A 12,630-nucleotide genomic window follows, 5' to 3' on the forward strand; every position below is an offset into this window, starting at 1 on the left:
GTCAAAGTTGCTCCTCTCGTTGACTTGCGTGCTTCCAGCTCTCGTAATCATGGATCGCACTTCCTGCAAACGCCGGGTTGCTAGACAGCTCCTCCTGCAAAATGGCCAATTGGTTGTGCATCTCTTCTGTGCCTTCTTCATAGAAGCTCACATGAGCGCCTTCCATCGTTTCCATGATGTTGACACCTACGACAACCGACCCTTTCTTGTGTACATTGGCCTCATCTACAATCTTTTCTACCAGATCAATGATCCCATTTTGCCCAAGGGCTTGATTGCGATAAGCCATTAACGTGATACTGTCGAGTCGCTGCACCATCCAGTTGCTCACTTTCTCATCACTGCCAGGAACGTTAACCGAGTCGATCCAAAAAGGCAAGTCGGCACCGACAGCGAGATCCGTATCCTTCTTCGTCTCCGCTGCCAGATAGCTGACATTTTTCAGCCATTGCCGGACGATTTCTGCCTGATCTTCCTTCCACGCTGGCAACAAGTACGGTTCAATATCGACGTGGATTCCCGAGAACCGCTCATCTGGCTTGGCATTGCGATTGAACGCCTTCACCCAAGAGATGAGATCGCTGATACTCTGGCGATTCGCTGTGAACGCCCAATTCGGGTCACCACCAAGCGCCTCTACCTTGATACCCTCTTGGTTCGCTTTTTCAATGAATGTACGGTACGTCTGTGGCGCAACAGCATCAGGTTCTGCATGGAGATAGATCAGGTTAATGTCGTTTTTCTCGGCAAACTCAATCATTTCATCGGTTTGGGTCTCGATCTGCTTGGCATCCCAAATCCAGGTTGCTTTTGTTAGTTCAGAGCGGGTGTTTGCTAACGATACCATAATGATAGAAGCCACTGTCACAAGGAGCAGCACTATCCATAGCCAGCCATATCGACGCAAGACCTTCATCAGCGCTGGTCGATACCGTAATGCTGTGTCGTTGCTCCTACTCCGGCAAAAGCCCGCTCCCCAAACGTACTGCCGTCAATCGCTGAAAACGGTGGAACCCTCGTGTAATCCTCAATATTCTTGTTTTTGACAAGCGCGTGCGGCCCGACTTGGCAGCCTTCACCGACCTGTGTTTCTCCGAACAGGCACGTCCCTGGATAAAGAACCGTATCTCGCCCGATGATTACGTCAGAATCAATGTAAGTCGAGTTCGGGTCTATCATTGTGACTCCGTTTCTCATATGGAAATCGTTAATTCGCTTGCGCATCAGCTGTTCCAAATGAGCGAGCTGCACACGGTCGTTTACACCATTGCCCTCTTCGGGGTTATCTGTCGCAAACGCTGCAACCAAAAGACCCTGCTCCTGCAGAAGTCCCAGAACATCTGGCAAGTAGAATTCCCCTTGGGCATTTTCGTTTGAAACCATCGGCAGCATCGAAAACAGCTTTTGATTGTCGAAGCAAAAGATTCCGGTGCTGATCTCATTCACCTTTTTTTGTCCCAGGGTCGCATCTTTTTCCTCGATAATTTTTCGGACATCGCCATTCTCATCGCGGATGATCCTGCCATAACCTGTAGGCTCGTCCACAATGGAGGTCAAGACGGTCGCTGCTGCTTGTTTTTGCTGATGATACGCTAGCAAGCTTCGCAGCGTCTGTTCTTGTACGAGCGGTGTATCTCCATTCATGACAATCGTCACGCCATCCTGCTCCCCGAGAATTTCGTGGCTCATCCAAACAGCATGAGCGGTACCCAGCTGTTCCGGTTGATAAGCATACTGAACGCGGTTTCTCAATTGCTCTTTGACTACTTCGGCTCCATGACCGACAACGACTACCAAGTGGCGAAGTGACAATGCTTCCAATCTCTCTACAACATGTTCAATCATCGGCTTCCCGCAGATTGGATGCATGACCTTGTAGAGCGAAGATTTCATTCTGGTTCCTTTTCCTGCTGCGAGTACTACGGCATGTATGTTCATCCTATCGCCTCCGTCTTGGTCAGCTCGCCTTTTGCAAGCTGACCTTGTTGGATTTGCTGATCGAAGTATGGTTTTAATTCATAGGTCAAAGTGTCAATCATCATGCTCAAATCAATGTCTTTCCTCTGCACGCCCAGCTGATAGGCCTGAAGCATGATCTCCAGTAATATCTCCTGATTCAACGTCCGCTTCGAGGTGTTCATTCATCTTCCCCCTTTTTCCTATTACTCTCTAGCGTCATTACGACTGACGTTTCAGTTTACTCAACTGTTACACTTTTGGCCAAATTTCGTGGACGATCTACGTCATTGCCGAGCGCAACTGAAGTGTAATAGGAAATGAGCTGGAGGGGGATGACGCCCAGTACAGGTGTAAGCAAGGCATCCGTCTGCGGAATCAGGCACACATCATCAACGGAGCGATGCAGCTCTACATGTCCATCCAATGTAATACCGAGAACCTTTGCTCCACGCGCTTTTACTTCTGTAATATTGCTGATCATCTTCTCATGCAGCTCATCCTGTGTAGCCAAGGCAATGACTCTCGTTCCCTCTTCGATAAGTGCCAGCGTTCCGTGCTTTAGCTCCCCTGCTGCATACGCCTCCGAGTGAATATACGAGATTTCCTTCAGCTTCAGCGAGCCTTCCATAGATACTGCATGGTCAAGTCCTCGTCCGATGAAAAACAGATGCTGCTCGTCCTTGATCGATTCAGCGAAATGACGAATCTCATCCGCATGCTCGAGAATATGTTCGACTTGATCCGGGAGTGCCGTCAGTTGGTGAATCAGCGATGCACGCGTGCCATCATCCAGCGTCCCCTTCGCTTGGGCCAAATAGATGCCGAGCAAGTAAAAGGCAATCAGCTGCGAAGTATACGCCTTCGTAGAAGCAACCGCGATTTCTGGTCCGGCATTCGTTGTAATCACGTCATCCGCTTCACGGGCAATTGAGCTTCCGACTACATTCGTGATGGCAAGCACGTTAGAGCCGTTTCGTTTGGCTTCCCGCATCGCTGCCAGTGTATCTGCCGTCTCTCCGGATTGGCTGACCGCAATCGTCAGCGTGTTGGGTTGGAAAAGCGGACGACGGTAACGAAACTCTGACGCTACATCTACTTCTACCGGAATCTGCGCCAGACGCTCGACCACATGCTTGCCGATCAAGCCCGCATGATACGCAGTACCGCAAGCCACAATGTAGATTTTCTCTACAGCCCCAGCTCTTGCTTCCGTTAGCTGAAGATGAGGAAAAATAACGTTTTGATTCCTGTCGTCGAGCCGCCCTGTCAGCGTATTGCGCAGCGCACGCGGCTGTTCATAGATTTCCTTTTGCATATAGTGAGCAAAGCCGTCTTTTTCTGCCTGCTCCTTGTCCCACTCAATCCGTACCAGCTCTCGCTCGATCGGCTCAGTTGTATCCAGCCGCAGTACGCGAACAGAATCCTTGGTCAGTATCGCTAGGTCGCCATCTTCTAGCACGTACACATCGCGTGTATGCTCCAGAATGGCAGGGATATCAGAACCGATGAAATTCTCATTCTCCCCTACTCCGATAATCAACGGACTTGCGACACGAACGGCGATCAGCTTGTCAGGCTCATGCTCCGTCATGACACCGAGGGCGAATGCACCACGTATTTTCGCAGCGACCTTCTGCACAGCAGCGACCAGATCGTCGTCATATTCTTGTGATAAAAGGTGAACGATGACCTCTGTATCTGTCTCGGAAGTAAACGTCACGCCTTTTTCGATCAGCTCCTGCTTGAGATCCAGGTAGTTTTCGATAATGCCATTATGCACGATCGAGAACTTGCCCGATTGATCAAAATGCGGATGTGAGTTTTCGTCAGATGGTCGTCCGTGCGTCGCCCAGCGTGTATGCCCAATGCCAATGGAACCCTGCAGGCCGGATTTTTGGGTCTGTCTCTCCAGCACGTCGATTCTTCCTTTTGCCTTGCGTATGCTGATCGTCTCTCCGTCGCAAATCGCAATCCCAGCTGAATCGTAGCCTCTGTATTCCAGCTTTCGCAGCCCGTTGATCAAGATCGGCTGCGCTTCCCTGTTTCCGATATATCCCATAATTCCGCACATGTCTTGTGTTCCTCCCTCGTTGCATGAAATGTTCGGACTGTGTATTATGCGAGCAAGCTGACAACTTCTTTCTCCTGCCTGATGGCGACAGAGGTACCGATGCGATACACATTCGGGTTGGTAATACCTTCAAATGCGTTGCGTGTATCGATAATCGCCACTCCCAAATCCGCCAGCTCCTGATAAGGAAAAATTTTGTGATTCGTGATGAGCACCATGCAATCGTATGTCTTGAACGCCTCGTAGTCATTGGCGATGGAATGAACCACCTCGCCCTTTTTATTCACGAATCGCTGTGCATACGGGTCGTAGTAGTCGACGGTCGCTCCACTATTGGTGAACAGCTCGTATATTTCCAATCCTGGTGATTCCCGCAGGTCATCGACTTCCGGCTTGTACGCCATGCCGAGAATCAGAATGCGTGAGCTGTTAATCGCTTTGGCGTATATATTGAGCACCTGTGCTGTCTTGTTTCGCACGTAGTCCGGCATGTTGTCGTTAATCGATTGGGCGATCTCAATAAACTGGCTGTGAAAACGAAAGCCCTTGGCCTTCCACGACAAATACATCGGATCGAGCGGTATGCAATGCCCACCGATTCCGGGTCCCGGGTAAAACGGCATGAACCCGAAAGGCTTGGTCGATGCGGCCTTGATTACTTCCCAAACGTTGATGCCCATTCTGTCGCACATCATCGCCATTTCATTCATGAAGGCAATATTGACGCTGCGGAAGGTGTTTTCCAACAGCTTGGACATCTCCGCCACCTTGGGTGAGGAGACGGGGACTACGGTTTTCACCAGATTGCCGTACAACAGTGTGCCCAGCTCGATGCAGCGCTCTGTCGTCCCACCGATCACCTTAGGCGTATTGTACGTACTGTATTTGCGATTACCCGGATCGACCCGCTCTGGTGAATAGCAGAGGAAAAAGTCGATGCCAGCCCGATAGCCCAGCTTTTCAAATTCTCTTTGGATGAGCTCCTCAGTCGTGCCTGGATAGGTCGTGCTCTCAAGTGTAATGAGCATCCCTTTTTTCATGAATTTTTTGATTTGATCGACTACATTCGTGATGTAGGAGGTATCCGGGTCCTGATTGGGACTGAGTGGCGTCGGAACGCAAATGCTGATCGCATCCAGCTCTTCGATTACGCTGTAGTCTGTCGTCGGAAAAAAGCGGTTGGTCGCGAGGCATTCCTGCAAGGTTTGATTGGAGATATCCTGCACATAGGATTCTCCCTTTTTCAGGCTCTCAATTTTGCCTTCGTGCAGATCAATTCCTACAACGGTGTATCCGCTCTTGATCGTCTCTACTGCCAGAGGCAGCCCGACATACCCAAGCCCAATCACACCAACTCTTGCTGTCTTTCGTTGAATCTTCAGTTGCAGTTCCTCGTATCTCGCCATCCTCGTTTCTCTCCTTTTCTCTTTATGAAGTTATGAGATTAGCCGTTTCACCCGGGCTTCCAGCTCAACCGGAGAAAATGGCTTTGTCATATAATCAGATGCACCCATCGCAAACGATTTTTGCACATCCTCCTCCAGACGTTTGTCTGTGAGCACCATAATCTTGCTCATCGAAGCGCTGATATGCTTAATTTTTTCCATGAGCTGGTATCCATTGAGGATAGGTAGATTCAGATCAGTAATCACCAGATCAGGGGCAACCTCCTGATATTTTTCCATGCCGTCCACCCCGTCATTGGCTATCGTAACGAGATACCCCTTGCGCTGAAAGTAGATGCTCAAGAACTCATTGACGGTCTCATCATGGTTGACGAGCAGGATACTCGCTGGCTCTTCTCTATTCGCATCAGCGTTCTGCTCGTAAATCTTGATCTGGCCATGTGCGCCTGGTTCTTTCATCTCTTGGATCATCCGCATCAGCATTTGACCGGACGAGCGCGAGCTTTCTGGGAAACTCGCAATCAAGAGACTCCCGGTGAGCAGCTTGTGCTCCTGCAAATAGTCTTTTACGCGTAAGGCATAAAAATGGGTGTTCGAAAGCTTCTGTCCCTCTAGCAATATTCCGAAGAGCTGCTTGTTTTTGTCATACACGTAATGTAAAGCAATCTCGGAGCCATCTCCTGAGTGAGTGCCCAGGTCTTGCTTGATCAGCTCCAAAGATTCTTTCGTGAGGGTTTTGCAAGCCGCCAGAATAACCCCACACGCCAATTGTTTCTCTTCCATCTTGCTCAGATGCTCGTAAAAAACAGGTACGAGATTACTCATGATCTAGCCTCCAAACTTGAAATGTTTTCGCTGCTCTTCGTCTGCCAGCTCGTCCGCGTCATCGTTCCCCACGAGTTGTTGTTGCGCAAATATTCAATATGTCCGAGGAATCTCCAGATGACGCCGATTTGCCGATAGCCGAAAAACATCAGAATCGTATAGAAAAGCATTTTGACGATGTCCCTGAACCGCGGATACCGTCGAAACGCGATTTCCTCCAGCAATAAGGAGCCGATACCAAGCAGCACGCCATACAGCACATTGAGCAAGCCGTAAATCAAGAGAACGTAGCCGTTCGTCATGTCCAGCATGGTATAGCCGATGAGAGCCAAGAGACCTGTGATGCGAAAGTACGGATTCAATGTTTCAAACAAAATATTGAAGGGTAGCGTAAGCATCCCGAACAGCTTGTACTTGGGGCGAAACGCCATGTGTCTACCGTACTCGATCATGTTTTTGAGATTGCCTCGTCCCCATCTTCGCCGTTGACTGCCCAAAATCTTGAGTGTATCCGGCGCTTGCGTCCAGCAGACTGCATCCGGACAAAACGCCACGCGGTACGGCAGCTTGTTTTCCAGCATGTACTTGTGCAGCTTGATGATGATGTTCATGTCTTCGCCGGGGTACCCCTCACGATAGCCGCCGACCTTGATGATGTAGTCCTTGCGAAAAACACCGAACGCGCCTGAGACGATAATCAATCCGTTGATCGCACTCCAGCCGATCCGCCCCCCGAGAAACGCCTTAAGGTATTCGACGGATTGCATCATGGGCAAAAACTTGTCTGGCAAACGAATGTCTTTCACGACGCCGTCTTCGATCTTGCAGCCGTTGGCGATGCGAATATCTCCGCCGATCGCGACTGTTTCATCCGGGTTTTCCATGTACACCTTGGCAATGCGGATCAGTGCGTCTTTTTCCAGCAAGGAATCTGCATCAATGGAAGCGATCAACGGATAGTGGGAGAGATTGATCCCCGCATTGAGCGAGTCAGCTTTACCCCCGTTCTCTTTGTCGATCAAATACAGATTCGGAAAAGCCGGATTGTGATAGACTCCCCTGATTTTCGACGTATGCAGGAGCGGCTGCACAGGCATGTGCTCAGAGTAAACTAGCGAAAACTCGTTGATTAATACCTGCAAGGTTGCATCCTTCGAGCCATCATTGATCACGAGCACCTCATATCGCGGATAGTTCAAGGAAAGCAAGGACCTTACATTTTCGATAATGGTCAGCTCCTCGTTGTATGCCGGTACGAGAATCGAGATCGGCGGAACGTGTTCGGAGCCCGACAACGTCTGGAATCTTGAATAAATAGAGCTTTTCAAGATCCCCATAATGCTCTTGAACGAGAACATCATGATAATGAAGTACAAGGAGTTGATCGCGATCACGTAATAGACCGCAAACATTCCGTAGTAAAGTAGAAAATCTCTCATGGCAGCCTCCTTTCGCTTTATCTTTCCAGTGCTTGTACAGTAGAGATCGTTTTGCGATACGACTTGCGATACAGATGCAGCTTTTCGTTGTATTGCACGAGCTTTTCTGTGGCTGTCGCATCGTGTATCACCAGCTTCTCTTTTTCCAGCTCCTCCTGGATGACTTGATGAGCCATCTCGCTCTTCTGACCATTTCTCTCTTCCTGCAATATTTCGCACAGGGCCGCAAAGCCTTCGACCTCCAGCTGGGCTAAGCTGCGTGCACTGTGATGACGAACCCACCAGCTTGCATCGCCCACCGCTTTTTTCAGCGACGGAATGTAGGGAAGCAATTTCAATGTGCCAATTGCCTTTGCTACCATTGCCCGGATCTCCCAATCTTTGTGATTCATAAAATCAGTGACCGTCTGCTCATTCAAATAGCGCACATCGCGGCACATGAGCTTGACTGCTTTGATTCGAACTTCTTTGTCAGTCGATTGAATCAGTCGGCGCAAGACAGGCTCCATTCCCGGCTGAGCATGAACTGCGTAGCCGATCAGCCCGACTTTGACCAGTTCCCCATCGGATTCTTGTAATAGCTCTGCAAAAAGCGATGCCGTATCCACCTGCGAATCACTGATGATGTCAACGACGAGCTGGTGGACATTTTTCCTCGCACGGACGACTTGGACCACCATCTCTCGCAAATCATCTGTGTTTCGAGCACATTTGGCGATGGAGCGCGCAATGATAAATACACTTGTGTCATTCGCGTTTTTTTGCAGGAGGGTGAGTAGACCCGGCACAGCCAGCTTGGAGCGCATGATCCCCAAATTGTAGGCGGCATCCACTCTCGTCCATTTCCACGCGCCATTTAGTCTTTGGATGTCCAGCTCTACGAGTCCCATATCCTCGCAGAGCCGGATGAGCTTGTCCCGATGAATGCCCGTGACTCGCTCCATTAGTTCAAACAGCTTTTTCTGAATGATTTGCTTTTCTTTTTGTGTCACTTCGCCATAAGGCACTTGCAAACGCTCCTCTTCTTCCCCGTGCGCTTGCAGGTAAATGAAGTAGTCGCGATATTTTTCCAGACAACGCATGGTCTGTTTCTCCACCGAAATGTTACGCAGCTTCAGTGCGAACAAGACAAGCAGGCCCAGCACTGTTAATCCACATAGCGCGTACAGGAAAACAATTGCCGTCGCCAATGGTGTTTGCACGTTTGCCACTCTCCTATCCACTCAAGACCCAGTACCGATATTCACCGGAGACTTCATCTCGTGGAATGCTTTTTTTAGTATGGAATAGCTCTGTTTTTTTCGTTCGTGGTAGCGGACTTCTTCCCAGCCTGGCCATGTATACATCGGGAGCTTCGTCACTGCGTGAGCCTTCTGACCGACGATTTGTTTTGTGGCTGTATCCACCAAGATCGGGAGAATGCGAATGCCTTTTGTCGTCTTCGTCGTAAAGGTTTTGCCATCATCGTCATAGCTCATGACGGACAAGGAGCTCGGGTCTGTAAACCCCAGAAGCATCCACGGTACCCTTAGCTCTACTACCTTGCCTTTTGCCTGCCAAGCGGTTCGCGAGTCGTACTGCGGGTCTTGTGCATTTGTCGTTCCCCGGATCAGCTTGCCGACCTCGACTTCCTCCAACGGATAGTATTTCTTGCTGTCTGGCGGCTCCATCTCAAGGCTAACGGCCAGCTTCCACGGCTTGAAGATCCCGGAATCGTCCTTTTGCTCCTCTTCCTTGACCTCTAGCATGCCGTAGCGTTTTCCGTACAGACGTGCATGAAAATCGTAATTGGCGGCGATCTGAATCTGACTCTCGTCTGCTTTTCCCAGCGCAATCAGCGTCTCTAGTCCCTCATCCAGCGTCAGACCGGGCAGCTGTGCAGCATGCTTGTTCCCGCCAGGAATCGTATCTACGCCTACATACAGCTTTTGTTTTGCCGGGTCGAACACTTCCTGCAATTGCGCGAGCAGATAGACGTAGCCTTCGTCATGTGTCATCCAGATTTCGTCGATGCCCGGGACTTGGACATCGAGGCGCTGCTTTTCTTCTGGCACGAGCTGATCCCAGTCTGCGCGATCCCCATCGATGGCCAGTACGCCTTCTTTGTTCGGATACATGCCCAGTACGCCAAACAACGATTCATTGGTCAAAACGTTGATCCACAAGGAGCGCCGATCTTCTGGCAGCTCAAAGCGCATCGTGTTCCATGTTTTTTTGAACCACTCATCCTGCCATACAAACAAGATCGCTCCTGCATAGCCTTCCTGATGAATTTCTTGCAAAAGCTCGACATCGACCTCTCCCTGCTGCTTCTCTGAATGACCACCCTGATTGCGCCCCAAATTGCCCAGATGGGCGACTCCCACCGATGCCGGGACCCCGAATTCCGTCACCATGATCGGCATGTTTTTGTGGTACTCCTTCAGTTGACGCAAATACGCTTTGTACGTATCGATTTGCCCTGCGTCGTTCTTCAGCTGTTGCAGGGTGGTGTCATAGCGGAAGAAATCCGGGTAATACGGGTACACGTGATAGGAAGCGAAGTAGCCTGCCTCCCACTGCGTTGGCTCTATATGGGTAGGATCGACACTGACCAAATCCTCATGTTGGATCGGCTCTCCGGGATGAGATAAGGGGTCCGTGGTCACCCAATTGGTGAAAGTCATCGGATGCTGCCAACCGTACTTGCTCTCCTCCATTGCAACGGTGTCTACCATTTCGGCGAGCCAAGTCTCAAATGCCGTAGCATTCGAAGTTGCGTGGAAGTACTTCCCTTGATAGGGCGCCACTTTTTGATGCAGACGGTTGGTGTTTTGCACCATCACGGGGTCCCACTCGGTTCCAGTGTGCCAGCCGATCAAGTATTTGCCTGCATTGGCGCGATATGTTCCGCTTGCCTTTCCCTGCTTTTCCGGCAGGGTGATGTCCCCGTAGACAGCGCCAACAGCATCCTTGATTTCCTGTCGAAACTGCTCGCGAATCTCGGGAAGATAGGCGTCCTTCTTTTCAATCAACAACTCTTCTGGACTCCAAATGCCTTGCATCAAGTAGAGAGGGTCCCCTTCTTTTCGCCGATTGTAGTCGACTAGCGCTTCATAAAAGACAGGAGAATGGATCGTATACACACGAATGACGTTCGCTCCCATCTCATCGATCATCGCGAACCAGCGCATGTAATCCTCTCTTGTTATGGGAAGCTCACCCGGATAATGACCCGGTAACGATGCTCCCAGATTGACGCCTTTCGCAAAAAACGGCTGCCATTTCTGGTCTTGATAAACCTCGAACAGCTCACCGTTCGCGCGAAATTTTAACTGAGCACCTGTCGTCGTCTCCATGCTTTCGACATGATCTGCTGCCCAAAACCACCAGAAGGCACTTACCCCTACTACGATCAGCATAGTGAGGCTCATCCAGCGCCAGCTTCTTGTCTTTGTTGGCTCCATTTCTCGTCAACCTCCGATATGTTGCCACGTCACAGTCATTGTAAACATAGGGAGCAAATCGTTCCCATAGACAAAATTCACTATTGTACTTTTTTCAGATTTGTCATGAAATTGTAATGTTGGGACAGATTCGGCTCCATTGTCCTACGTTTTTTGGAGGGAAGTCCTGCAACCGGGACGGTCTTCTGGCCCACACTTTTTCTCAATTAGGTACATTTACTCTTCCTTTTTTTTCCTTTTTACTTGTGAAAATGGTAGGTTGCTACTATTTGGAAAAGGATGGTTTTTGTCGATATAAGGGATTCTTTACAAAAAGAATATAGAAGTGCCCTCTCCCCTTGCTTCTCAGGAAGGATTGTTTATAATAGACATTAAGAGTCTACAATAACTGTTTTAATGTCAGTAGTGCAGGACTTAGACTGAGTCTTCTTCGTTTTTATTGCAGATATTAAATATCTATAAAGGAGGTTACTATGAATCAGCTTATCGATGTAGGGATTATTGGCGGCGGACCAGCAGGGCTGAATGCAGCACTCGTGCTTGGCAGGGCAAGAAAAAGCGTGGTGATTATTGATGAAGGTCGGCCGCGTAATCGAGTTACACGTAAGTCACACGGCTTTCTGACGAGAGATGGTATCGCTCCAGGCGATTTTCGGCGAATCGCAAGGGAACAAATCAGCGCCTACCCCTCCGTCCATTTCGTTGAGGATACAGCTGTCACGATCACGGGACACGATGGTCATTTCCTCATGACGACCGCACAAGGAACGACTTATCAAAGCAAAAAGCTACTGTTCGCAGTGGGCATGAAGGATCTCCCCCAGGATGTGAACGGATTGGCAGAAGTGTATGGGAAAAGTGCCTTTGTCTGCCCATATTGTGATGGCTGGGAAGTACGTGACCAGCCGCTCGTCGTGATCGCCAAGGGAGCGAAGGCAGTGCACTTGGCAAAAGTACTGTCCGGTTGGACCGATCACTATACGATCTGCACCAATGGACCAGATGAATTCACGAATGAACAAAGGTTAGAGCTGCAGCACCATCGCATTCCTGTCTTTGAAGCCCCGATCGAACGAATTCAATCCGTCGATGGTAGCGTACAGCAAGTTGTCCTTGCAGACGGCACCAGCATTCCGTGTTCCGGAATCTTTTTTGCTCCGAATCTAATCGCTGGATCAAACCTGCCGCAAGCATTAGGCTGCCAGGTAACGGAAGCAGGAACTGTCATCGTCGATCGTACTGGGAAAACGAGCATACCAGGTGTCTACAGTGCAGGAGATGCGTCAACCACACAATATCAGGTGGTAATTGCCGCCGCTCTCGGATCTGCTGCTGGCATCAGTATCAACAACGAACTGCTAGCAGAAGTATGGAATCGTCAAGGCTAACTTCATGCCATCGTTTTTCTTCCTATGTAAAAAGGACAATCCCTCCGCCTGCTATAGACGGTTGGGACTGTCCCTCTTCTATTGAAATAATGGTTC

10 protein-coding genes are annotated in these 12,630 nt (G+C 49.8%); 1 reads left to right on the forward strand and 9 read right to left on the reverse strand.

All coding sequences use genetic code 11. The features are described from left to right. Nucleotide 1: 1 nt before the first annotated feature. The 9 genes from AB1L17_RS19720 to AB1L17_RS19760 all read right to left on the reverse strand — a co-directional run bounded on the left by AB1L17_RS19720 (nt 2) and on the right by AB1L17_RS19760 (nt 11,146). On the reverse strand, nt 2-847 hold the full coding sequence (locus AB1L17_RS19720) for a hypothetical protein (RefSeq protein ID WP_412848880.1): 846 nt from the start codon (nt 845-847) through the stop codon (nt 2-4). A 68-nt stretch (nt 848-915) separates the two neighbouring features. Further along, the gene (locus AB1L17_RS19725; RefSeq protein WP_412846738.1) at nt 916-1,938 is read right to left on the reverse strand and encodes a sugar phosphate nucleotidyltransferase; all 1,023 of its coding nucleotides are present in this window, start codon (nt 1,936-1,938) and stop codon (nt 916-918) included. Then, on the reverse strand, nt 1,935-2,141 hold the full coding sequence (locus AB1L17_RS19730; RefSeq protein WP_412846737.1) for a hypothetical protein: 207 nt from the start codon (nt 2,139-2,141) through the stop codon (nt 1,935-1,937). The genes AB1L17_RS19725 and AB1L17_RS19730 overlap by 4 nt, the downstream gene beginning before the upstream one ends. A 56-nt stretch (nt 2,142-2,197) precedes the next feature. Beyond that, a complete protein-coding gene (glmS, locus tag AB1L17_RS19735; protein WP_412846736.1) occupies nt 2,198-4,030 on the reverse strand; it encodes a glutamine--fructose-6-phosphate transaminase (isomerizing) in 1,833 nt (610 codons plus the stop codon). Between the two features lie 44 nt (nt 4,031-4,074). After that, complete coding sequence (locus tag AB1L17_RS19740; protein ID WP_412846735.1) at nt 4,075-5,436, reverse strand: nucleotide sugar dehydrogenase; 1,362 nt, start codon at nt 5,434-5,436, stop codon at nt 4,075-4,077. 30 nt (nt 5,437-5,466) lie between these two features. Beyond that, nucleotides 5,467-6,261, reverse strand: coding sequence for a response regulator transcription factor (locus AB1L17_RS19745; RefSeq protein WP_412846734.1), 795 nt, complete (start codon nt 6,259-6,261; stop codon nt 5,467-5,469). After that, nucleotides 6,258-7,700 (reverse strand): glycosyltransferase family 2 protein, encoded by a 1,443-nt coding sequence (locus AB1L17_RS19750; RefSeq protein ID WP_412846733.1) that lies wholly within the window; start codon nt 7,698-7,700, stop codon nt 6,258-6,260. The genes AB1L17_RS19745 and AB1L17_RS19750 overlap by 4 nt, the downstream gene beginning before the upstream one ends. 17 nt (nt 7,701-7,717) lie before the next feature. Beyond that, nucleotides 7,718-8,902: a HEAT repeat domain-containing protein gene (locus AB1L17_RS19755; RefSeq protein WP_412846732.1), complete on the reverse strand. Its 1,185-nt coding sequence runs from the start codon at nt 8,900-8,902 to the stop codon at nt 7,718-7,720. Between the two features lie 21 nt (nt 8,903-8,923). Continuing rightward, nucleotides 8,924-11,146, reverse strand: coding sequence for a hypothetical protein (locus tag AB1L17_RS19760; protein ID WP_412846731.1), 2,223 nt, complete (start codon nt 11,144-11,146; stop codon nt 8,924-8,926). A 473-nt stretch (nt 11,147-11,619) separates the two neighbouring features. Between AB1L17_RS19760 and AB1L17_RS19765 the strand changes: the two genes are divergently transcribed. Next, nucleotides 11,620-12,534, forward strand: coding sequence for an NAD(P)/FAD-dependent oxidoreductase (locus AB1L17_RS19765; protein ID WP_412846729.1), 915 nt, complete (start codon nt 11,620-11,622; stop codon nt 12,532-12,534). The last annotated feature ends 96 nt before the right edge of the window (nt 12,535-12,630 follow it).

Source organism: Brevibacillus jepli, from assembly GCF_047229145.1.
GTDB lineage: Bacteria > Bacillota > Bacilli > Brevibacillales > Brevibacillaceae > Brevibacillus.